The 22,880-nt window shown below is 62.4% G+C and carries 20 protein-coding genes; 11 read left to right on the top strand and 9 right to left on the bottom strand.

Annotation, left to right across the window (positions count from 1 at the left end; translation table 11 throughout):
* Window positions 1-2,661, bottom strand: coding sequence for a pyruvate dehydrogenase (acetyl-transferring), homodimeric type (aceE, locus tag C4J83_RS19250; protein ID WP_124417930.1), 2,661 nt, complete (start codon window positions 2,659-2,661; stop codon window positions 1-3).
* Between the two features lie 145 nt (window positions 2,662-2,806).
* Between aceE and C4J83_RS19245 the strand changes: the two genes are divergently transcribed.
* Window positions 2,807-3,277: a MarR family winged helix-turn-helix transcriptional regulator gene (locus C4J83_RS19245; RefSeq protein WP_106578839.1), complete on the top strand. Its 471-nt coding sequence runs from the start codon at window positions 2,807-2,809 to the stop codon at window positions 3,275-3,277.
* Between the two features lie 126 nt (window positions 3,278-3,403).
* Here the strand turns inward: C4J83_RS19245 and C4J83_RS19240 are convergent, their stop codons facing one another.
* From C4J83_RS19240 to C4J83_RS19230, 3 genes are all read right to left on the bottom strand, one after another.
* Window positions 3,404-4,405 (bottom strand): transketolase-like TK C-terminal-containing protein, encoded by a 1,002-nt coding sequence (locus C4J83_RS19240; RefSeq protein ID WP_124417929.1) that lies wholly within the window; start codon window positions 4,403-4,405, stop codon window positions 3,404-3,406.
* A 326-nt stretch (window positions 4,406-4,731) separates the two neighbouring features.
* A complete protein-coding gene (locus C4J83_RS19235; RefSeq protein ID WP_106578837.1) occupies window positions 4,732-5,766 on the bottom strand; it encodes an AraC family transcriptional regulator in 1,035 nt (344 codons plus the stop codon).
* A 4-nt stretch (window positions 5,767-5,770) separates the two neighbouring features.
* Entirely contained in the window at window positions 5,771-6,901 is a 1,131-nt protein-coding gene (locus tag C4J83_RS19230) for a carbon-nitrogen hydrolase family protein (protein WP_119739785.1), read from the bottom strand.
* Window positions 6,902-7,113: 212 nt separating this feature from the next.
* Between C4J83_RS19230 and C4J83_RS19225 the strand changes: the two genes are divergently transcribed.
* Together C4J83_RS19225 and C4J83_RS19220 are read left to right on the top strand one after the other, a co-directional pair.
* Window positions 7,114-9,153: an NADPH-dependent 2,4-dienoyl-CoA reductase gene (locus C4J83_RS19225; RefSeq protein WP_119739787.1), complete on the top strand. Its 2,040-nt coding sequence runs from the start codon at window positions 7,114-7,116 to the stop codon at window positions 9,151-9,153.
* A 57-nt stretch (window positions 9,154-9,210) separates the two neighbouring features.
* Entirely contained in the window at window positions 9,211-10,101 is an 891-nt protein-coding gene (locus tag C4J83_RS19220) for a 1-aminocyclopropane-1-carboxylate deaminase/D-cysteine desulfhydrase (RefSeq protein ID WP_124417928.1), read from the top strand.
* A 197-nt stretch (window positions 10,102-10,298) separates the two neighbouring features.
* On the opposite strand, the gene C4J83_RS19215 is transcribed toward C4J83_RS19220, so the two are convergent.
* The 3 genes from C4J83_RS19215 to C4J83_RS19205 all read right to left on the bottom strand — a co-directional run bounded on the left by C4J83_RS19215 (window position 10,299) and on the right by C4J83_RS19205 (window position 12,972).
* Complete coding sequence (locus C4J83_RS19215; RefSeq protein WP_106578833.1) at window positions 10,299-10,892, bottom strand: cytochrome b; 594 nt, start codon at window positions 10,890-10,892, stop codon at window positions 10,299-10,301.
* A gap of 113 nt (window positions 10,893-11,005) precedes the next feature.
* The gene (phnX, locus tag C4J83_RS19210; protein ID WP_119739791.1) at window positions 11,006-11,833 is read right to left on the bottom strand and encodes a phosphonoacetaldehyde hydrolase; all 828 of its coding nucleotides are present in this window, start codon (window positions 11,831-11,833) and stop codon (window positions 11,006-11,008) included.
* A gap of 29 nt (window positions 11,834-11,862) precedes the next feature.
* A complete protein-coding gene (locus tag C4J83_RS19205) occupies window positions 11,863-12,972 on the bottom strand; it encodes a 2-aminoethylphosphonate--pyruvate transaminase (RefSeq protein WP_124417927.1) in 1,110 nt (369 codons plus the stop codon).
* A gap of 108 nt (window positions 12,973-13,080) precedes the next feature.
* On the opposite strand from C4J83_RS19205, the gene C4J83_RS19200 reads away from it, so the two are divergent.
* Together C4J83_RS19200 and C4J83_RS19195 are read left to right on the top strand one after the other, a co-directional pair.
* Window positions 13,081-13,938 (top strand): LysR substrate-binding domain-containing protein, encoded by an 858-nt coding sequence (locus C4J83_RS19200; RefSeq protein WP_106578830.1) that lies wholly within the window; start codon window positions 13,081-13,083, stop codon window positions 13,936-13,938.
* A 99-nt stretch (window positions 13,939-14,037) separates the two neighbouring features.
* Complete coding sequence (locus C4J83_RS19195) at window positions 14,038-14,745, top strand: YebC/PmpR family DNA-binding transcriptional regulator (RefSeq protein WP_090402660.1); 708 nt, start codon at window positions 14,038-14,040, stop codon at window positions 14,743-14,745.
* A gap of 123 nt (window positions 14,746-14,868) precedes the next feature.
* Here the strand turns inward: C4J83_RS19195 and C4J83_RS19190 are convergent, their stop codons facing one another.
* Together C4J83_RS19190 and zapE are read right to left on the bottom strand one after the other, a co-directional pair.
* Entirely contained in the window at window positions 14,869-16,173 is a 1,305-nt protein-coding gene (locus C4J83_RS19190) for a protein kinase (RefSeq protein ID WP_124417926.1), read from the bottom strand.
* A gap of 40 nt (window positions 16,174-16,213) precedes the next feature.
* On the bottom strand, window positions 16,214-17,308 hold the full coding sequence (gene zapE, locus C4J83_RS19185) for a cell division protein ZapE (RefSeq protein WP_124417925.1): 1,095 nt from the start codon (window positions 17,306-17,308) through the stop codon (window positions 16,214-16,216).
* A 188-nt stretch (window positions 17,309-17,496) separates the two neighbouring features.
* On the opposite strand from zapE, the gene C4J83_RS19180 reads away from it, so the two are divergent.
* From C4J83_RS19180 to C4J83_RS19155, 6 genes are read left to right on the top strand one after another with little or no spacing between them, the layout of a single operon-like run.
* Complete coding sequence (locus C4J83_RS19180; protein ID WP_106578827.1) at window positions 17,497-18,024, top strand: Csu type fimbrial protein; 528 nt, start codon at window positions 17,497-17,499, stop codon at window positions 18,022-18,024.
* On the top strand, window positions 18,018-18,560 hold the full coding sequence (locus C4J83_RS19175; RefSeq protein ID WP_124417924.1) for a Csu type fimbrial protein: 543 nt from the start codon (window positions 18,018-18,020) through the stop codon (window positions 18,558-18,560). The genes C4J83_RS19180 and C4J83_RS19175 overlap by 7 nt, the downstream gene beginning before the upstream one ends.
* An 18-nt stretch (window positions 18,561-18,578) precedes the next feature.
* Complete coding sequence (locus C4J83_RS19170; RefSeq protein ID WP_106578825.1) at window positions 18,579-19,112, top strand: Csu type fimbrial protein; 534 nt, start codon at window positions 18,579-18,581, stop codon at window positions 19,110-19,112.
* A 5-nt stretch (window positions 19,113-19,117) separates the two neighbouring features.
* Entirely contained in the window at window positions 19,118-19,618 is a 501-nt protein-coding gene (locus tag C4J83_RS19165) for a Csu type fimbrial protein (protein ID WP_371924160.1), read from the top strand.
* 27 nt (window positions 19,619-19,645) lie between these two features.
* On the top strand, window positions 19,646-20,431 hold the full coding sequence (locus tag C4J83_RS19160) for a fimbrial biogenesis chaperone (protein ID WP_106578824.1): 786 nt from the start codon (window positions 19,646-19,648) through the stop codon (window positions 20,429-20,431).
* A gap of 41 nt (window positions 20,432-20,472) precedes the next feature.
* Window positions 20,473-22,866 carry a fimbria/pilus outer membrane usher protein gene (locus C4J83_RS19155; protein ID WP_119739804.1) on the top strand — a complete coding sequence of 798 codons (2,394 nt, stop codon included), beginning with the start codon at window positions 20,473-20,475 and terminating at the stop codon, window positions 22,864-22,866.
* Window positions 22,867-22,880 lie beyond the last annotated feature (14 nt).

Genomic DNA, 22,880 nt, shown 5'->3' with positions numbered 1-22,880 from the left:
TCAGACCGTTACGGGATCCGCCTTGTCGACGTTGATCCCGTAGCGACTGATGGCCTGAGTGATGTTGTCCCGGCCGATCACGCCGTCATCGGCCAGTGCCTTCAAGGCCGCCAGCACGATAAAGTGCCGGTCCACTTCGAAAAACTCACGCAAGGTTTCGCGGGTATCCGATTGCCCGAACCCGTCGGTGCCCAGCGCTACAAAGCGACGGCCGTGGACGAAGGGGCGAACCTGATCGGCGAATAACTTCATGTAGTCCGTGGCCACCACCACCGGCCCGGGTTGCCCGGCGAGGCATTCCTCAACGTAACTCGCGCGTGGCTCGCTTTGCGGGTGCAGCAGGTTCCAGCGCTGCGCCGCGTGCCCGTCACGGCGCAGCTCGGTCAGGCTGGTGACGCTCCACACGTCGCTGTGCACGGCGAAGTCCTTTTCGAGCAAGTCGGCCGCGGCGATCACTTCGCGCAAAATCGAGCCACTGCCCATCAATTGCACCTGCGCTTGCGGGTGGCTGCTGAGTCGATACATGCCCTTGAGAATCCCGTGCTCCACGCTATCGGGCATGGCAGGGTGTGGGTAGTTCTCGTTGAGCAGGGTGATGTAGTAGTAAATGTCCTCTTGCTCGACGTACATGCGCCGCATGCCTTCGCGAATGATCACCGCCAGCTCGTAGGCAAACGTCGGGTCATACGATACGCAGCACGGGATCACTGACGACAGAATATGGCTGTGGCCGTCGTCATGCTGGAGGCCTTCGCCCATCAGCGTGGTACGCCCCGCCGTGGCCCCCAGCAGGAACCCGCGCGCCCGCGCATCGCCCGCCGCCCAGGCCAGGTCGCCGACGCGCTGGAAGCCGAACATCGAATAGAAAATGTAGAACGGCACGGTCATCAGGCCGTGGTTGCTGTAGGACGTACTGGCCGCGATCCACGAGGAAATGGCGCCGGATTCGTTCAGGCCTTCCTGCATTATCTGTCCGTCCTTGCTCTCCTTGTAGTAGCTCAGTTGCCCGGCATCCTGTGGGGTGTAAAGCTGACCCACCGCTGAATGGATGCCGATCTGACGGAACAGGCTTTCCATGCCGAAGGTGCGCGATTCATCCGGCACGATTGGCACGATCAGCTTGCCCAGGTGCGGGTCTTTGAGCAGCGTGCCAAGGATGCGCACAAAGGCCATGGTGGTGGAAATGGCGCGCTCGCCCGTGTCTTTGAGTTGGGACGCAAATGCGCTCAGTTCGGGGATTTGCAATGACTCGATGGCACTGTGGCGTGCGGGCACATAGCCGCCCAAGGCTTGGCGACGCGCGGCGAAGTAGCGGGCTTCTTCGCTGTCGGCAGCGGGCTTGAGGTAGGGGATGTCGTCGAGCTGGTCATCCGCCACTTCCAACCCGAAGCGGTCTCGGAAGGCTTTTACCGCCTCGGCGCCCATTTTCTTCAGCTGGTGGTTGATGTTCTGGCCTTCGCCGGCTTCACCCATGCCGAAGCCCTTGACGGTTTTGGCCAGGATCACCGTCGGTTGGCCCTGGTGGCGCACGGCAGCGGCGTAGGCGTTGTAGACCTTGTCCGGGTCATGGCCACCGCGTGAGAGTTTCCAGATTTCGTCGTCGGACATGTCTGCAACCAGTGCCAGCAACTCCGGGTATTTACCGAAGAAATGCTCGCGTACATAGGCGCCGTTCTGCGATTTGTAATTCTGATAATCGCCGTCCACGCATTCCATCATGCGCTGGCGCAGCAGGCCGCTCTGATCCTTTTCCAGCAGCGCGTCCCAGCCACCGCCCCAGATCACTTTGATCACATTCCAACCGGCAGCGCGGTACAGGCTTTCGAATTCCTGAATCACTTTGGCATTGCCGCGCACCGGGCCGTCCAGGCGTTGCAGGTTGCAGTTGACCACGAAGATCAGGTTGTCGAGTTTCTCGCGACCGGCGAGGGAGATGGCGGCGAGGGACTCCGGCTGGTCCATTTCGCCATCACCGAGGAAGGCCCAGACCTTGCGGCCCTGGTGTTGCTTGAGGTTGCGAAATTCCAGGTAACGCATGAATCGCGCCTGGTAGGCCGCCGTGATCGGCCCCAGCCCCATGGAGACGGTAGGGAATTGCCAGAAGTCCGGCATCAAGCGCGGGTGCGGGTAGGACGATAAACCTTTGCCACCGGCCTCACGGCGGAAGTTGTCCAACTGCGCTTCGCTGATGCGCCCCTCCAGATACGCGCGGCCATAGATGCCAGGAGAGGAGTGGCCCTGGATGTACACCAGGTCGCCGTCGAACGTGTCGGTGCGCCCACGGAAAAAGTGGTCAAAGCCTACGTCGTACAGCACAGCAGCTGACGCATAAGTCGCGATATGCCCACCCACACCGGAATGTTTGCCTGCGCGCAAGACCATGGCCATGGCGTTCCAGCGGATAAACGCATTGGTGCGACGCTCGATAGCCAGGTTGCCGGGGTAGGGCAACTGGCGGTCGGCGGGAATGGTGTTGACGTAGGGTGTGGTCACCCGCCCGTAGAAGTCACCATGGCGCGCTACGTCGAAATCCAGCAACTGATCTATCAGGTAATGGGCGCGCGGGCGGCCTTCGGTGGACAGCACCGATTCGATGGACTCCAGCCACTCGCGGGTTTCCTGTGGATCGTCGTCCAGTCTTACAGCGTTATTGGGGGTCATGTGAAGCTCCAGGGTAGGCGGATTTGAAGCAGCGAGCTCCTTGTGGGAGTAGCGCCAATGTAGTTGCAATTGCAACTACATGCCTGAATCTAGCGCGGGATGAGCTACTATTGCAACCTTCTTGAAATTTCCCGGATGGTGTTGCATGTCGTCGAATGAGCCTGATGTATGGTTCCGTTTTGTCAGGGCCCACAGGACGGTCATCCGTGAAATCGAGCGCCGGCTGGCTGAGGCGGGCCTGCCGCCGTACGCCTGGTATGACGCGCTGTGGGGCCTGGAAAGCGGCCCCGAGGGCACTCGCCGGATGCACGAACTCGCCGATGTGCTGGCGATCGAGCGCTATAACCTGACGCGCCTGGTGGACCGTCTGGAAAAGGACGGCCTGGTGGTGCGTTCACGTTCAGACGGCGACGGCCGAGCGGCGTTTGCCTCGATCACCGACGCGGGTCGGGTGCTGCGCAAAAAAATGTGGACGATCTACGAAAGCACCGTCGACGAGTTGTTCCTGTCGCAAATCGAGCCCGAGCAGCGCCAATTGTTTGCCGATGCCCTGGAGCGTACGGCGGGGTTGGCGGTGGAGGCGGGTGTGCACACCCGCAACCGACGCAAGATCTGAGATACGGTGCAGATCCAATGTGGGAGCGGGCGTGCTCGCCAAAGCGGTGTGTCAGAACCCTACCGGTTAACTGAACCACCGCATTGGCGAGCAAGCCCGCTCCCACATGTTTATGCCGTTTCTCATTCATTCAAGTGGATACCGTTTCATCGCTATTTCCACCTGGTGTGCGTCAATACACCCTTCATCCGCCAACGCCCTCAACGCACACACCACGATCCAAAAACGACTCGGCGCACATGCCTGCACTGAGCCGGCGCCCAGCGCCACAAAACGCGCGTCAACATACGGCCCCAGCTGATCGACAATCGGCTGCGGATAACCGGTGACGGCGATTACCGGCGTGGTATCCCCGGCCAAGCAATCACGCAAATGGCAGCTCTGCCGGGGCGCGATGGGGTGCAGCCGATTCCAGCGCGCAGCGGCCGCAGCCTCGCGGGCCAGTCGCGTGTAGCTGGGGCAACTCCACAGCTGCACCGTGATGCTCCAGTCCTGTTCAAGCAACTGAGCAGCATGAGCAACTTCCACCAGTGCCCGACCTGCACCGAGCAATCGCACGTCCCCTTGGCGACGTTGGATCGGGTACATGCCTCTGAGCGCATCTTCACGGTCTTGCGCATCCAGCGTCACGGCGGTCTCTTGATCATGCAGCGCCAGGTAATAAAACCCGGGCTGGCCGTCGACGTACAACGTGCGCAACCCGGCCAGTACTATCGCGCGGGCTTCTTCACCCGAGGCCGGATCATACGGTGTGCAACGCGGCTGGTTTGCCAGCCACAGCGGTAGCGAGGGTTGCGCGCCTTTGGGCCAGGGCGAAGGTTGGTTCTCGATGTCGTTGCACAGGATGCCGCGCTGCGCGGTCTCATCCGACAACGCACACAGCTGCGCCGACGACGCCGCGCTGTGCAGGTACAGCAGTGGTTTTTCGCCGGTATTACGCGCGAACCAGGTAGGCCAGCTCCCCACGCGTCGGCTGCGTGACTGGCCGCGAATTACCCAGGCTTGCTGGCTGAATTCCAGGGTATTGGCCATGGTCATCACCGTGTACAACGGCGAACTTCGCGATGGTTCGGCGGCGTTCAGTGCGTCAATACACAGCTGCGCGGCGTTAGCGGTAGAGGCGGGCATGGGTTGAAGCTCCAGGCAACAGAGGTTCGTACCCTAATAGAAATGTAGTTGCACATGCAATGATTGCAATCGCACGTCAAACGTTAAACGCTAAATCAACCCAGCGCTGCTACGTTTAATCAGGATGTGCAGGAACGTCATGGCGCAGACATTTTTTCGTCATCACGGCACTTTAGGCTGGCTGTGCGGGTCATTTATTGGCAGCCGCTTTAACTTCACAAGGAGTCCACCATGGACGATTACCAAGAAGAACTGCTGGAGTACCATGCGTTTGAATTGGACCCGCTGGATCCGGTCGATGACGCCACCGAGCTGTAATACCGACTTCAGGCGGAATGCCGCTGACTGCGGCGAAATTCCCCTGGGGTCTGGTTGTTCCATCGCCTGAACGCCCTTTGAAAGGCTTGGGCTGAGGCAAAACCGAGCAAGTAGGCGATTTCGCCGAACGCCAACTCCGTATCACGAATGTAGGTCATGGCCAGATCGCGACGGGTGTCGTTGAGAATCGCGCGAAACTGCGTGCCTTCTTCGGCCAGTTTGCGGCGCAGGGTCCAGGTGGGCAGCTTCAAGCGTGCCGCCACTTCCTCCAGGTCGGGTTCCCGGCCGCCATTGAGCATCGGCCCCAGCAAACGGGTAATGCGCTCGCGCAGGCTGCGGGTGCGCGTCAACTGCTCCAACTCTGCTTCACACAACTTCAACAACAGCTGCCAGGTACTCGGGCAATGCTGCGGGTTGCGCATCGCCAGGGTTTGCTGGCTCAGGCGCAATTGATTGGCGTCGGCGCCAAAATGCACCGGGCCGTCACCCAGCACGGCGTACTGGTCACAATACGGGGGCGCGTCAAATTCGATGTCGATGCGCTGCGCCTGCACCGGTTGTTGGGCCAAACTGGACAATTGCTGCAGCCAGCCGGCGATGATCGAATCCACCACAAAGCGGTTGTAGGCATTGTAGGGGCTGATGGAATAGAACCGCAGCCACGCCCCTTCGGCATCTTCGTGAAAACTCGACTGCCCGCGATAGTTGGAGCCGTACAGCGCCTCGAACCGGGTCAATGTGCGCGCCGCTTCACGCACGTTGGGCGCCTGCGCGGCGGTGACCCCTGCAAGGCCCGCCTGGCTCAAGCGGCTGAGCTGGCCCATGCGCAAGCCCAGGCCCGGGTCACCGGTCAGTTGGATGGCCGCATGGCCCAGGCGCATGTAACGCGGGATCGACAGACGCGCACCGGCTTCGGCGAGGCGCGCTGCGTCCAGGCCGTATTGCAGCAGCAGCGGTTGCGGGTCCAGGCCGTGGCTTTGAATGGCGTCCGCCAGGGTGTGCACGAAGCCCACTGACAAATCCCCGAGGCGCACCGGCTTCAAGGCGTTACAACCAGATATTCAGCAGGCGTGCGCCACGGGCGCCGCTGTCGGCGTTGACTCGCCCGTTGCTGCTGAGAAAGCTGTGCCCGGCAGTGCCCAGATCCCAGAACTGCCCACGCAGGAACACGCTCATGCCGGCGCTTGCCTGGCTGATCGGTTGTTGGCTGATCAGGGTCAGACGGTGCCAGGCTTCGCCTTCGCTGAGTTCCTCGGGCTTGAGGCTGATTTCGGGTGGCGTCGACACGCTTTTAAACCCGCGCCATGGGCGATCCCATGTCTCGCGGCCGGTCACAAACGCCGGCACGGCGACCAACTGCGCGCCTTGCTCGTTGAGTTTGCGGTAGTTGTCCGGGTACCAGCTGTCGCTGCCGATCAGGATGCCCAGGCGCCCGGCCGGGGTATCGACCACGTTGACGATATTTTCGTCGCCCGGTTGGATAAAACCGCGCTCATCATAGATCGGGTAGAACTGGCGCTGTGGCTGGCCCACTGGCAAACCGTCGGCACCGAACACCAGGCTGGCGTTATACAGCGGGCCATGACCGACATGCAGCTGGCCTTGTTCGACACTCGGGTTGGGCAGGGTGATGGAGCCGGCCACCAGCGTGACGCCAAACTCTTTGGCCAGGCCGCCGAACAACAGCTGGTAGTCGCGCGCCATCGCGGAGGCTTTCATACGCAGGTAGGCGTCATCCATGCGGTTGTCGCCGGTGGCGCTGATCCATGCGCGCGCAAACTGCAGAGGGTTGCTGGCCGACAGCCAGTTCATCGCGTCTTTTAAATGGACCGCCTGGTATAACTCGTTTTTTTCGCCGCTGAGCATCAGCCAGGTGCCGATATGTTCGGGCAGGACCACGATGGTCTTTTGATTGATCAGCCCCTGATCACGGGCCTTTTGCAGGTACGCCGCGAGCTTCAGGTGCAGGCGTTCCAGGCTCTGGTAATCGGCGGGAAACAACTCCGGCTGAATGCCGAGCAAGTTGCCACGATCGGCAGGTTCGCCTTCATTGACGGCCAGGGAAATGCGCAGGTCCGACAGGTAGTGCGCCACAGGGCGCTCCTGGGTCCAGACCAGATACGCGGTGACGGCGGCAACCAGGGCCATGACGAGGGTGAACGCTAGAAGTTTACGCATGGGGCAACAGACAACAGACCGTGTGCAGGGTTCGCCGACTAGGGTAGGGCCCAGGCACCTGCTTGCCAAGGGGCGCTGTGCATTTGGATCAATAAGTTGTCAGTTTCAGTCATTGAGCGGCAGTCCATCGCCTCTTAGTCTGTGGGACATAAACCGATGGCGGGCCATTCGAGCCTGCCACGTCCCGTGATGATCCGTTGTGGAGCTGTACCATGACCGCTGCTGCCTACCCGCACCTGCTGGCCCCGTTGGACCTGGGTTTCACCACCTTGCGCAATCGCACCCTGATGGGCTCGATGCACACAGGCCTTGAAGAAAAGCCAGGTGGTTTCGAGCGCATGGCCGCCTATTTTGCCGAGCGCGCCCGTGGCGGTGTCGGCCTGATGGTCACCGGCGGTATTGGCCCGAATGACGAGGGCGGCGTGTATGCCGGTGCAGCCAAGCTGACCACTGATGAGGAAGCGCAGAAGCACAAGATCGTGACTCAGGCCGTGCACGAAGCAGGCGGCAAGATCTGCATGCAGATCCTTCACGCCGGGCGGTATGCCTACAGCCCCAAGCAGGTCGCACCGAGCGCGATCCAGGCGCCGATCAACCCGTTCAAGCCCAAGGAGCTGGACGAGGAAGGCATCGAGAAGCAGATTCAGGACTTTGTCACCTGTTCGCTGCTGGCCCAGGTCGCCGAATACGACGGCGTGGAAATCATGGGCTCCGAGGGCTACTTCATTAACCAGTTCCTCGCCGCCCACACCAACCACCGCACCGACCGTTGGGGTGGCAGCTACGAAAACCGCATGCGCCTGGCGGTCGACATCGTGCGCCGCGTGCGCGAAGCCGTGGGCCCGAACTTCATTATTATTTTCCGCCTGTCGATGCTTGACCTGGTCGAAGGCGGCAGCAGTTGGGAAGAAATCGTGCAGTTGGCCAAGGCCATCGAGCAAGCCGGTGCGACCCTCATCAACACCGGTATCGGCTGGCACGAAGCGCGTATCCCGACCATCGCCACCAAAGTGCCGCGTGGCGCGTTCAGTAAAGTCACCGCCAAGCTGCGCGGTGCGGTGCAGATTCCGCTGATTACTACCAACCGTATCAATACGCCGGAAGTTGCCGAGCAGATCCTCGCCGAGGGCGATGCCGACATGGTCTCAATGGCGCGGCCGTTCCTGGCAGACCCGGATTTCGTCAACAAGGCCGCTGCCGGCCGCGCCGATGAAATCAATACCTGCATCGGCTGCAACCAGGCCTGCCTGGACCACACCTTTGGCGGCAAGCTGACCACCTGCCTGGTCAACCCGCGCGCTTGCTACGAAACCGAGCTGAACTATCTGCCGGTCAAGCAGATCAAGAAAATCGCCGTGGTCGGCGCCGGTCCTGCGGGCCTGGCAGCGGCTACCGTGGCGGCGGAGCGCGGCCATCAAGTGACCTTGTTCGATTCCGCCAGCGAAATCGGCGGTCAGTTCAATATCGCCAAGCGCGTGCCGGGCAAAGAGGAGTTCTTTGAAACCCTGCGCTACTTCAAGCGCAAACTGCAGACCACCCACGTCGAGGTGTGCCTCAACACCCGTGTGGATGTCGCGCAACTGGCGGCGGGCGGGTATGACGAGATTATCCTGGCCACCGGCATTGCGCCGCGTACGCCAGCGATTCCAGGCATCGACAACGCCAAGGTGCTGAGCTACCTGGACGTGATTCTTGAGCGCAAGCCGGTGGGCAAGCGCGTGGCGGTGATCGGCGCTGGCGGTATCGGCTTTGACGTCTCTGAATTTCTGGTGCACGCAGGCGTGTCCACCAGCCTGGACCGCGAAGCGTTCTGGAAAGAGTGGGGCATCGACACGCAACTGCAAGCCCGTGGCGGCGTGGCCGGCATCAAGCCTGCGCCGCATGCGCCGGCGCGTGAAGTGTTCCTGCTGCAACGCAAAACCTCCAAGGTCGGCGACGGCCTGGGCAAGACCACCGGCTGGATCCATCGCACAGGCCTGAAGAACAAGCGTGTGCAGATGCTCAACAGCGTCGAATACCTGAGCATCGATGACCAGGGTCTGCATATCCGCATCGGCGCCGACGGCGAGCCGCAGCTGCTGGCGGTGGACAACATCGTCATCTGCGCCGGGCAAGACCCGCTGCGCGAATTGCAGGACGGCCTAATCGCCGCAGGCCAGAACGTGCACCTGATCGGCGGCGCCGACGTGGCGGCCGAGCTGGATGCCAAGCGCGCCATCAACCAGGGCTCGCGCCTCGCTGCCGAGTTGTAAGACGAAAAAAGGGGCGGTGGTAGACTGCCGCCCCTTTTTTCGTTCAGAGGCCTCCCGATGGGCCCTTTCGACTGGCTTCCCCACGCGCCCCTTGAACTGTTGCAGCTGGATTGGCTGAACGGCGTCGAGGTGGCAGTGCTGCGCCTGGATTGCATCGACCCGCTGATCAGCGGCAACAAGTGGTTCAAGCTTACCCAGCACCTGGCCGATGCCCAGGCGGCCGGAGCCCGCGGAGTCATCAGCCTCGGCGGCGCGCACTCCAACCACCTGCACGCGCTGGCGGCAGCCGGCAAACGCTTCGGTTTTCCGACCGTGGGCCTGTTGCGCGGCCATCCTCAAGACACACCCACTGTGCTCGACCTGAAAGCCTTTGGCATGCAGCTGCATTGGCTCGGCTACGGCGGCTATCGCGCGCGGCATGCGGCGGATTTCTGGTTGCCGTGGCACGCACAATACCCGCAACTTCACCCAGTGCCGGAAGGCGGCGGTGCAATGGCCGGTGCCCTGGGTTGCGCGGTATTGGTCGATCAAGTGCACGCGCAATTGAATACCCTAGGCTGGGCCGACTACGACGCCTGGTGGTTGGCGGCGGGCACCGGTACGACCCTGGCCGGGTTGACGTTGGCCGAGGCGGGCGCGCACGCAGTCTTTGGCGCGATGGCGGTGCCGGATGACTACGGCGTCGCTCAAAACGTGCAGGCTATCGTGCAGCAAGGGTATGAATTGGTGGACGCAAGCCGAGGCGGTTTCGCCAAGGTCGATCCGTTATTGCTTGAGTTCATGCACGCCACGGAGCAGGCCAGTGGTTTGCCGCTGGAGCCGCTTTACACCGCCAAGGCCTTGGTGGCGCTGAAGCAGCAAATCGAGGCCGGGCGTTTTCCCCCCGGCACTCGTCTGATCTTCGTGCATACCGGCGGCCTGCAAGGTCGCCGTGGGTTTACTGCCTAGCGCAAATCCGTGGGGGGGAGCGGGCGTGCTCGCCAATGAGGTGGGTCAGTACAAATGAGCTGACTGACCCAACGCATTCGCGAGCAAGCCCGCTCCCACATTGGCTTTTCATTGCAGCCAGGTATATCCGGTGTTGCTGTGCTTTTTTCCAGCCATTGCTTCACTCCGGTCGGCTACCCGGCCGCGATTGCGCTGCATCAATCGACCCATTTGGTGGCTGATCCACCGCCCTTGCGCCCAAGCCCGCTTCCACCCGGCATCATGCGCAGCGCCGTGTTATCGCGGATCACGTAATGGTGCAGGATCCCCGCCAATGCATGCAGCCCGATCAGCCAGTAGCCGATCTTGCCGAACAGCACGTGCCAGCCCTCGATTTCTTTGGCCAGCGCCTTGTTTTCAGCGATCAACGGCGGCAGCTCAATGCCATAGAACATCACCGAATGCCCCTCGGCACTGACGATCAGCCAGCCAGCGATCGGCATGCCGATCATCAACGCGTACAGCGCAACGTGCATCAGCGTGGCCAACAGGCTTTGCCATTGCGGGGGCGCTGGCACGATTTTCGGCGCAACGCCCAGGCTGCGCGCGAACAGGCGTAGCCACACCAGCACGAATACAGTGAGGCCAAACATGAAGTGCATTTCGACGATCAACGTACGCGCGCCACTGCCTTTGGGAAACTGGCCGCGTAACTCTATGCAGGCGTAAACCACCGCCAGTAGCACCACCATCAACCAGTGCAGCGCAATCGACATGGTGCTGTAGCGTGTATCGGAGTTTTTCCACGGCATCGCTGTGTTCCTCACTCATCAGGGCAAACCTCCGTTCTTGGTGACGGAGTCCTTTAACTGTATGCCGGTTTTGAGCGCTTTGCCTGGCGTAAATGCCGTTGTTTTGACCTCTGTCAGTGGCTTTGCGGCATTTCACCGCGCGCCAGGCGCTGGTTGATATCGGTGATAACGGCGGGCAGGTCGTTGAGGGTGTCGATCAGATAGTGCGGGCGCGCGCCTTTGAACATCGCCTCGATGCGCTCGCGTTCGCGGGCCAGGGTGCTGCTGTCCAGGGCACGAAATTGCTCGTAGGTCAGGCCCAGGGCATTGCCCGAGCAGGTCAGCGCCACAGTCCACATTCCGGCGCGACGGCCTTCGAGAATGCCGGGCACGGTGTCGTCGACCTTCACGCAGGCCGCCACATCATCGATGCCCAGCGCGATCACGTTGGCCAGTGCCTGGGCCGGCCATGGGCGACCGTTGGGCACTTCATCGGTGGCGACCACGTGATCGGCGAGGTAGCCGTTGGTGGCGGCCAGGGCGACGACCTTGTCCATCACTTGCTTGGGGTAGCCGGAGCAAGAGCCGATCTTGATGCCTTGCGCACGCAGCCGGGCGATGGTGTCGAGTGCGCCTGGGATCAGCGCCGAGTGTTCGGCGATTTTCTCGATCTGCAGCGGCATGAAGCGCTCATAGAGGGCGGTCACGTCGTCGTCGGTCGGTGTGCGACCGAAGGCTTTGCGATAACGTTCGGCCACTTGCGGCTGATCGCAGAGGGTGCGGATATGGTCCCACTTGCCCATGCCCATCGGGCCTCGGGCTTCTTCGATGGACACGTGCACGTCGAACTCGGCGAAGGCTTCGACAAAAATCTGCGTGGGGGCGAAGGAGCCAAAGTCGACCACGGTGCCGGCCCAATCGAGGATAACGGCCTGGAGGGTGTTGGGGTTCTGGTAATTCATGGTGCAGATCCTGGGGGTAATGGGGGAAATCAAATGTCCAGCACTTCCATTTCTTGCAGCACCTGCGCGATCGCCTTGACCGCGGCGCGCATGCCGGCCGCATCGACGTGGCCGATACAGCCCACGCGGAAGGTTTCCACTTGGGTCAATTTGCCGGGATACAGGATGAAACCCTTGGCCTTGACCCGCTCATAGAACGCCTTGAACTGGTAACGCGGGTCCTTTGGCGCATGAAAGGTGACGATGATCGGCGCCTGGATCGCTGCCGGCAGGAAGCTGCGCAGGCCCAGTTCGGCCATGCCATCGAGCAGCGCCTGACAGTTGCGTGTATAGCGCTGGTGACGCGCAGGCAGGCCGCCTTCTTCGTGATATTGCAGCAACGCTTCGTGCAGGGCGGCGACCACGTGCGTTGGCGGGGTGAAGCGCCATTGCCCGGTCCTGGCCATGTAGCTGTGCTGGTCGAACAGGTCCATCGCCAGGGAGTGGCAGTGACCTTGGGCGGCGGCCAGCGACTGTTTGTCGGCAAACACAAAACCCATGCCCGGCACGCCCTCCAGGCATTTGCCCGAGGCTGCTATCAGTGCCTCGAACGGCACTTCGCGAGCGTCAATTGGCAGCGCACCGAAGGAACTCATGGCGTCGATGATCAGGCGCTTGCCGTGGCTTTTCACCACCTCGGCAATCGGCGGCAGCGGGTTGAGAATGCCGGTGCTGGTCTCGCAGTGGATCAGCGCCACGTGGGTAATGGCCGGGTCGGCGCGCAGCAGACGGTCCACATCGGCCGCAGTGGTCGGTTCATCCTCGGCGGTTTCAAAGGTACTGAATGGGCGGCCGAGCACTTCGCAGATCCTGGCCAAGCGCTTGCCGTAGGCGCCGTTGATCAATACCAGCACCTTGCCACTACGCGGCACCAGGGTGCCGATGGCGGCTTCGACGGCAAAGGTGCCGCTGCCTTGCAGGGGCACGCAGTGATGGCTGTCGGCAGCGTTGAGGATCGCCAGCAACTGCTCGCAGACGCTGGCGGTGAGTTGGTTGAATCGCTGGTCCCATGAACCCCAATCCACCAGCATGGCCTGACGCGTACGCACGGACGTGGTCAGGGGGCCGGGTGTGAGCAGAATGGGCGCGGCGGTGGTCATCTCAAGTCCTCGCAAGTCTTGGGGAAGCTACGGCGCCTAAAGTGCAGTTTGGCTTGTTATCAATCAAATTGTTTGTTGTTATGCGAGCTATCAGTGAGGCCGATAGCTATGAACTTGTTCCAACTGCGTGCATTCGATGCCGTAGCCCGCGAGGGCAGTTTCACCCGGGCGGCGGCGCGGCTGTTTATCAGCCAGCCGGCGGTGACCGGGCACATCAAGGCTCTGGAGGAGCACTACCAGATCCCGTTGTTACGGCGTACGGCGCGGCGGGTGGAGTTGACCGAAGAGGGCACGCGCCTGGCGGCGATCACCCGAGCGATCTTCGGTCTGGTGGACGAGGCCCAGACCCTGCTGGAAGCCAATCGTCAGTTGCTCACCGGGCGCCTGGAGGTGGCGGCCGACGGCCCGCATCTGGTGATGCCGATGATCGCCAGGTTACGTGCGCGCTACCCAGGCATCACCGTGAACCTGCGCTTGGGCAATGCTCAGGAAACCCTGGCGGCGCTGTTGTCCGAGCATGCGGATGTGGCGGTGCTCACCGAGGTGGAACCGCGCAATGGCCTGCACCTGCAAGCCCTGAACGAATCGCGCATCTGCGCCTTGGTGCCGGCAGGGCACCCGTGGCTGGCCGACCCGGCGGGCATTCGCCTTGAGCAATTGCACGAAGTGATCATGGTGCTTCGCGAGCCCGGCTCGATTACCCGGCGCACCTTCGACAGCGCGTGCGCCAGCGCCGCTGTGCAGCCCAAGGTCTTGCTGGAACTGGACAGCCGTGAGGCGGTGACCGAAGCCGTCGCCGCTGAACTGGGCGTGGGGGTGGTGTCGTCAATGGAGGTCAGCCGCGATCCGCGCGTGCATGCCATTCCCCTGCAGGGCGACGGGCTGGTCAACCGGCACATGCTCGGTTGCATGGAGCGGCGCCGTTCACTGCGCCTGATCCAGGCGTTTTTCGAGTTGGCGTCTTGACGGTTTTTTGCTGGAACGATTTTTTTTTGCCCTATAAACTCTGCCCCCAAAGCGCCGGCCAGTAGACGTCTCGGCGCGATGGACAAAAGAGAGTGAGTCATGGGCGCACAGTGGAAAGTCAAACATAAAGAAGCGGCATCCAATGCCAAGGGCAAGATCTTCGGCAAGCTGGTGAAGGAAATCACCATCGCCGCCCGCAACGGTGCCGACACCGCGACCAACGCCCACCTGCGTCTGGTGGTTGAGCAAGCCAAAAAGGCCTCGATGCCCAAGGAAACCCTGGAGCGCGCGATCAAAAAAGGCGCCGGCCTGCTGGGTGAAACCGTGCAGTACCACCGTGTGACCTACGAAGGGTTCGCCCCGCACCAGGTGCCGCTGATCGTCGAGTGCGTGACCGATAACATCAACCGCACCGTGGCGGAAATCCGCGTGGCGTTCCGCAAAGGTCAGTTGGGTGCTTCGGGCTCTGTGGCCTGGGACTTCAACCACGTCGGCCTGATCGAAGCGTCGCCGGACACCCCGGACGCTGATCCGGAAATGGCGGCTATCGAAGCCGGCGCCCAGGATTTCGAAGACGGCGAAGAAGAGGGCACCACCCTGTTCATCACCGAAACCACCGACCTGGATGCCGTGCAGAAGGCCCTGCCGGAGCAGGGTTTCACGGTGTTGTCGGCCAAGCTGGGCTACATCTCGAAGAACCCGGTGAGTGGTTTGACCGATGAGCAGATGGCCGAAGTCGAAGCCTTCCTGGAAGGGCTGGACAACCATGACGACGTGCAGGATATGTTCGTCGGCCTGGCTGGCTGATTTATCGCTGAATAGAACGCGGTAAAAAATGTGGGAGCGGGCTTGCTCGCGAATGCGTAGTGTCAGTCACTGATTGGGTGACTGACACATTGCATTCGCGAGCAAGCCCGCTCCCACATTTGATCAGTGGTGTGGCAGAGCTTGCAGCAAGGTCTCGATCTCTTCAAAGCCTGGTCGCGCCAGCACATCAGGCTGGCAGCAGCGTTTTTGCAGCGCCACCAACGCCTGGTCGTTGAACGGCGTGTCAACCCGCGCCAGCAACTCCCCCAGCAACACCCCAAACGCGCGCACTTCAATACGCTGCAACGCCTGGGTTTCCAAGGTGTCCGCCGTGGCATGGAACGACGCCGCGCCAAAATCCCCGAGCAAACAATCACCCTCGGCATTCCACAGAATGTTGTGGCCATACAGGTCGCCATGGGTAATGCCGTGGCGGTGCAGATGGGCCGCCACCGACGCTATGCCGCGCGCCATGCGCAAGGCCACTTGGGGGCTGAAGCGCGTGTCGGGCGCGTAGATATCGCGCGTACAGGACGCCAGGCTCGGCAGTGCAGCAAGGTTGCGATAACTCGGGTCGATCAGGTCCATCACCAGCGCGGCCTGGTCATCGGGATGGCCCACCACGCGGCCTTCCACCTTGATCAGGTTGGGGTGCAGCCCGGCGGCGATGCAGGCCTGCATTTCGTGCAGCGGAGAGCCGTCGCTGGTGATCGTGCCTTTGTACAGTTTGACTGCGACAGACATCCCCCGCGGTCGCCACGCCGCCTTGCGAATGATCCCCGAGGCGCCTTCGCCCAGCACGTCACCCAGTTCCAGTTCCGACCAGGGAATGTTCGGTGTCGCGTCATCGCCCGCCAGATCCACGGCCATTTCCACCGGGTTACCGGCATAGGCCAGCCAGGTCAGGCTCGGCAGCGTCAGCAGCCACTGCGGCAGTTGAGTCAGGCGGTTGGCGGCGATGCGGATCAGTTCCAGGTTGTGGCAGTTGGCCAGGCTTTGCGGCAGGTGCGCCAATTGGTTGCCGGCCAACATCAGTTTTTGCAGCAACGGCCGCTCGCCCAATTCATTGGGCAATTGGCTGATGCAGTTATCCGTGAGGATCAGCCAGCGCAACTGCGGCGGCAGCGCGGCGGCGGGCACGTGGCTGATCCGGTTGGCCTTGAAGCCGATCATGCTCAGCTGTGCGCACTGGCCCAGGCACGCCGGCAGCTCGGTGAAGGCGTTGTCGGAGCAGAACAGCACGCGCAGGTGCGACAGGCGATGCAGGTCGTCGGGCAGGCTGCTCAGGGCGTTGCCCGTGAGGTTGAGGATTTCCAGGGAGTCGGCCAGTTCGAAGATTTCCCGCGGGAATTCGGTCAGCCCGCAGGACAGGTCCAGGCGCGTGATGCCGGCCAGTTGGCCGGCCTTGAGTTGGGCGAGGGTATTCATGAACGGCGCAGTCACTCGGCAAGAGGGCGTAAAAAGGCGCTCATGATACCGGGTGAGGCGCCGGTTGCGGGCAGACGGTTTGCAATTGGTTCAGACGGCTCGCGGTGCGAGCCAGGTCGATGGCCTGCCCTTCAAGGGCATGCGCCAAGGGGTGTTGGCCGATCAGCGTCAGGCGTTTGTCCTGGTCGTACAGCACGTCCACCAGGTTGATAAACCGTTGTTGCACGGCGATCGGGCAGTCTGCCAACTGGGGCAGCCCGTCGACAATCCAGTGGTCGAAGTCCTCGCAGAGCAGCAAGTAATCCATCACGGCCGTGAGTTGTTCGCACAGGTCGTTGAAGGTGAACGCGATGGTTGGCGCCTGATGGTGGCGACATATCAGCTGACGATTGCCGACGGTCAGGCTTTGCGCCGGGCAATCGGTGGCGGGCAGCCCGAGCATTTCACGCTGGACGGGCGTGCCCGGCCAAACATACTGGCCAGCGGTGAAGTGCTGCTCGGCATGCGCTTGGGGCAAGCTGCGAAAATCCTCGGGTGAGCTGACCTCCAGCACGTCCATCCGCGCGGCAATCAGGTCGATTACCGGCTTGAAGCGTTCGTGGTACAGCGGGTTGGGCAGCAGCCCCTCGGGCGCATAGTTTGAGGTCACCAGCACCAGCACGCCGCGCGCGAACAAGGCTTTGAACAGCCGGCTGATGAGCATGGCATCGCCGATATCGTGAACATGGAATTCGTCGAAACACAGCACCCGGCATCCCGCCAACAGCTCATCGAGGGTCACGCCCAGGGCGTCGTCATGCTCACGGTGCGCAAACATGCCCCGATGCAGGCGGGCAAAAAACGCATGGAAGTGCACGCGCTGTTTGTCGGCAATCGGCAGCGCCTGGAAAAACCCATCGAGCAGCCAGCTTTTGCCGCGCCCCACCGGGCCGTGCAGGTACAGGCTGCGCGTTGCACGGTTGGCGAGCAGGTGCTGGGTCTCGCGGGCGAGGGCGGCAATCGCCCGGGTTTGGCCTGCGCTCAGGGTATAGCCCTGTTGCCTGGCCTTGTTCTCAAAGAACGCCGGGATCGGCGAGGGGTCAAGGACGGCGGTTTTTTTGCCCAGCAAACGCTGAATCAGGGGAAGCACAGCCAATGCAAGTCACTCTGTCGTGCGGTGGTCGCCCACTTTAGGGCGCCCGAGGCGATTTGACCAATAGAGAAGCGCGCCGCCAGCTATCTCGAAAAAGCATGGCGAGGGGGTAGTCCTAGGCAAACTGGCGGTTTCTCCTTAAATGGCTAACCTCATACACAGTTGTCACCCCTGTATAAGGAATTGGGGCAGTGAAGGGACGAGCAGTATTGGCAGTCATGGGCGCCATACTCTGTAACACGGTTTACGCTGCGCAACTTCAGGTAGAAGTGCGCATCGACGTGCAACGGGGCTGCCAGTTGGTGGGCATCACCCGCGATGCGGGTATCGAGCAGCTGGGCGTGTTGGACTTTGGCAGCGGCCCGCGTCTGGATGACCCGGCCGGCCCCTTGAGTGCGGCCTTGATCAGCCAGCGCCAGCCGCGCCTGGAATGCAACCCGGACACACCCTATCAAATGCGCGTTGACGGCGGCCTGCATGGCGGCGTCGGCGAAGTGCGCTACCTCAGCGCCGCGACCCCCTCGAGTAAACCTATTCCCTATCGCCTCTACGCCGACGCCGCGCGACGTATTGCCTTGCCCGTGAATGAACCGCTCAGTGGCCGCGTGCCGGACTCGGGCAGCGTCGACTTGCCCTTATATGGCCGCATCGAACCGCTCAAGGACATCCCCGCCGTCGGCCGCTACACCGACCTGCTCAAGGTCACGGTCACATGGTAAGCCGGGGCTGGGCCCTCGTGGCCATGGGCGGCCTGTTGCTGCTGGCAGAAGACGCCCAGGCGGCCGTGGCCGGGCAGATTCATGCGCGGCTGGTGATAACCGCCAGTTGTGAGGTGAGCAAAGGCGCCGCAAGCGCGCCCGTGAGCCCCGCGGGCGGCACGGCAGTGCTCGACTTTGGCAGCCAGGGCCCGACCTGGAGCAACCCACTGGGCGCAGCCGTTTCCGATGGCGACAAGGCGCCGCTGTCGGTGTCCTGCAATCCGTCGGTGGTCAGCAGTTTCACCGTGACGATCGACGGCGGCGCGCACGGCGATGGCACCACGCGACGCTTGAGCAACGGGCGTCAGACCATCCCGTATCGGCTGTCGGCCGATCCGCTGGGCCAGAGCACTTACAGCATTGGCCAACAACGCAATTTCGTCGTGACCAAGGGCACACAAGTACCGATCCCGGTATTCGGCTCGGTGGTGGCGAATACCAGGGCCCTACCGGCCGGCATCTACACAGACACCCTGACGGTGACTCTGGATTGGTAAATCATGAGGATTAACATCATGCATGCACTTGTATCGAAAGCAGTTTTTCCATTGATGGCGCTGGTGTGGGTGTCGGGTACGCAGGCGGCCACGGTCGCCGGCACCGTCACCGCAACGCTGGTGCTGACCAGCAGCTGCCAGGTCAATGGTGCGGCGGCCACCGGCGGGATGAGCTTCGGTAACTTGAACTTCGGTACGGCCAACAGCCTGTTCACTGAAGCCGACGGCCAGGTGCTGGGCGGCGGCGGTGGCGCGTTGTCGATTCTGTGTTCGGCGGGCACTTCACCGACGCTGACCGTGTCTGCCGGCGCCAACGACGGCAAGTCCGTGGGCGGTGGTCGCGCGCTGTACGACGGTGTGGCTAATTACGTGCCGTATGACCTGTTCACCGATAGTGGCCACTCCAATTTGCTCGCCATCGGTGGGGTGATCAACCTGGCACCCAGCACGGGCGTGGCCCAGGCCGTGAATATTTACGGTAAGGCCAACGGCAAGGCCGGGCTGCCGGCCGGGACTTACACCGACACGGTCAACGTGACGCTGACGTTCTAAGTGCCATGAGCCGGGCAGGGTGGGCGGCGTGTGTGGTGTGCATCGGCTGGGGCATGCCGGTGTCGCTGCTGGCGGTGACCAGTCAGTCGTTCCAGGTCAGCGCGACCATCACCCCTGGATGCCTGGTGGTGGGTGGCGGGACGAACTACGGCAGCCTGGCCTTTGGCACTTATTCGGCCCTGGCGACCAGCACGGCGTCTGTCGCACTCACGGGGGGCGTGACCCTGCAATGTACGCCGGGGGTTGCGCTGAGCATGAGTGTCGATGGCGGTTTGCACAACAACAGCGGTCGGCGGATGCAGCTCAATAGCGGCACTGCTCAAGTGGCTTATCAACTGTTTCGGGACGCGGCGTTCAGCCAGAGCCTGGGCATCAGCCAAAGCGTGAGCGTGGCCTACACCAACGCAGCCAGCATCACCTTGCCGATTTATGGGCGAGTGCAGTTACCGGGTAATACGCCTGGGGGGACGTACAGCGACACGTTGCAGGTGCAGCTGTCGTGGTAAGGCGATTGGCAATGAGGAGTAAGACTTATGTATGCAGCTTCCCGGCACTGGTGGGCAGCAGGTTTGAGCGCGTTGTGGGCGTTGACGGCAGGGCAGGCGCAGGCGGCCAGCTCGGTGCTGATCTGGCCGATTGACCCGGTGCTGGAGGCCGACCAACAGGCCAGCGCCCTGTGGCTGGAAAATCGCGGCACGGAGACCGCCAACCTGCAAATCCGCGTGTTTGCCTGGACCCAGAGCGGTTTTGATGAGCAGTACCAGAACCAGCGCGACGTGATCGGCAGCCCGCCGGTGGCGAAAATCGAGCCGGGGCAGAAACAGCTGGTGCGCCTGACCCGGACCAAAGAGGTGCCGCCGGGCCGGGAACTGGCCTACCGGATCATCATTGATGAAATCCCCCCGGCCGCGCCGCCTGCGGCCCCGGCTGATGGCAAGACGGCCGCTGCGATTCGCTTCCAGATGCGCTATTCGGTGCCGCTGTTCGCCTATGGCCCGGGCCTTTGGAGCAAGGTAGATGGCACCCGCGAGCGCGACCCCAAAAGTGCCGGCAAGCCGGACCTGAGTTGGAAAAAGGTCACAGTGGGTGGGCGCAACTATGTCGAAATGCGCAACCAGGGCGCCGTGCATGCGCGCTTGACCGACGCCACGTTCAAACAGGGCGGCCAGCCTCGGCCGCTGGTGGAAGGCCTGATGGGCTATGTGCTGCCGGGCGCAACCATGCGCTGGCCAGTGCCGGAGGGCCTGCCGGCTGATCAGCCGCTGCAGGTGCGAGTCAATGGTGCGACGCAATTGGAGAACCTTGCACCGGGGCGATAAATCAGTGCGGTAGGGCATGGAGCAGCCCCTGGTGTTAACGGATGGAGATGTCCATTGATGGACACAAAGCCTTGGTGAGCCATGAACGGGCGAGAGGTTTATGGCGATCGGTGTGGGTGGTGAGTGGCCTGTCTGGCCTGGTGCTTGCGGCGCCGGGTGTGGCCGCTCCATTGCCGCCCCCTCCCAGCAGTATGGAGGCTGTTGCCGATGCGCAGTTGTTTCTGGAACTGGTGGTCAATCAGATGGATACCGGGCGCGTGGTCGCCGTCAATCAGCGTGCCGGGCAATTGTTTTTGCCGGCGTCGGTGTTGCAGGAAATCGGTATGAAGCTGCCGGGTGAAGTGCCCGCCGAGGTTGCGCTGGAAAACCTGCCAGGCATGCACACCGATTACGACAGCCAGGGCCAGCGCCTGATGCTCAGCGTGCCGCCGGCCTGGTTGCCGGAGCAATTTATCGGCAATCGCAACAATTACCCGCGCACCCAGGCGCTGACCAGCTTTGGCGCGCTGCTCAACTATGACGCCTACCTCAACGACACCGATGACGCCGGCACCTACCTCGGCATCTTCAACGAAGTCAGGTTGTTCGACACCTGGGGCACCTTGTCCAACACCGGCCAGTACCGCACCACGCTTGGCCGGGAGACAGCCGGCGGCAGCCTGGACAACGGCTATCGGCGTTATGACACCACGTGGCGGTTTTCCGACGACGAGCGCCTGCTGACCTATGAGGCCGGCGACGTGATCAGCGGTGCCTTGCCGTGGAGCACCTCGGTGCGTCTTGGCGGTGTGCAGGTGTCGCGCGATTTTGGTGTGCGTCCGGATTTGGTCACCTACCCGCTGCCACAGTTTGCCGGTGAGGCCGCCGTGCCGTCGTCGGTGGACCTGTTTATCAACGGCTACAAAACCAGCAGCGCCGACCTGCAGCCTGGGCCGTACACCCTGACCAACGTGCCGTTCATCAACGGCGCGGGTGAGGCGGTGGTGGTGACCACCGACGCCCTGGGCCGGCAGGTCTCGACCACGGTGCCGTTCTACGTCACGAGTACGCTGTTGCAAAAGGGCTTGTCGGACTTTTCGGTGGCGGCGGGTAACCTGCGCCGCGACTACACCGTGCGCGATTTTGGCTATGGCTCCGGCGTGGCGAGCGGCACCTTTCGGTACGGGCTGTCGGATGCGTTTACCCTGGAAAGCCACGCCGAAGCCGCGGGTGACCTGGCCTTGGGCGGTGTCGGCGGCAACCTGCGCATGGGCAACTTCGGCGTGCTCAATACCGCCGTCAGCCAAAGCCAGTTCGACGGGCGCACAGGCCAGCAACTGAGCCTGGGCTACCAGTACAGCAATCAGCGTTACAGCGTGTCTTATCAACGGGTAGAGCGCCGCGATGAGTACGCCGACCTGAGCCTGGTCGACACGCCCTATGCCAGCCTCAGCAAGCGCAGCCAGCAAGCGACCTTGAGCCTGAACCTCAACGATTTCGGCAGTTTGGGCGTGGGGTATTTCGATGTGCAGGCGGCGGATGATTCTCGCACCCGCCTGGTGAACATGACCTGGAGTAAAGCGCTGTGGCGCAACAGCAGTTTCTACCTGTCGGCCAACCACGAGGTCGGTGACAGCAGCTGGGCAGTGCAGGCCCAAGTGGTGGTGCCCTTCGACATCTACGGCAGCCTCAGTGTGGGCAGCGAACGCAGCAAAACCGGACAAAGCCAGCAGCGCGTCAACTACAGCCGGGCAGTGCCGGCCGAGGGCGGCGTGGGCTTTAACCTGGGTTACGCCAGCGGTGACGGGCCGGCTTATCGGCAGGCCGACCTGACCTGGCGCTTGCAGTCGGTGCAGTTGCAGGCCGGCGTGTATGGCAACCGCGACGCCGAAACCCGCTGGGCGGATGCCAGTGGCTCGCTGGTATGGATGGACCACCACGTGTTCGCGGCCAACCGTGTCGACGATGCGTTTGTGGTGGTGAGCACCGATGGCGTCGGCGGCGTACCGGTGCGTTACGAGAACCAAGTGGTGGGTGAAACCGACCGCAACGGGCACTTGCTGGTGCCATGGACCAGCGCCTACTACCGGGCCAAATACGAGATCGACCCGCTGAACCTGCCGGCCAACATGCAAGTGCCCAACGTCGAGCAGCGCGTGGCCGTGCGCCGTGGCAGTGGTTACCTGCTGGAGTTTCCGGTGCGCCGGGTGCTCGCGGCGAGCATCACCCTGGTCGATGCCCAGCATCAGGACTTGCCCCTGGGCAGCCAGGTGCGACACGAGCAAAGCGGCGCGCTGGCGGTGGTGGGGTGGGACGGGCTGGTCTACCTGGAAAACCTGGCGGCCCACAACACCTTGCAGGTCACCGTCGGCGATGGCCAGACCTGCCAGGCGACGTTCGAACTGGATACCACACAGGAGCAGGTGCCGCTGATCGGGCCACTGGTGTGCCAATGACATAAGGAGTGTGC

Origin of the sequence: Pseudomonas sp. LBUM920, assembly GCF_003852315.1 — a bacterium.
GTDB lineage: Bacteria > Pseudomonadota > Gammaproteobacteria > Pseudomonadales > Pseudomonadaceae > Aquipseudomonas.
This window is presented reverse-complemented; position numbering and strand designations above follow the sequence as displayed.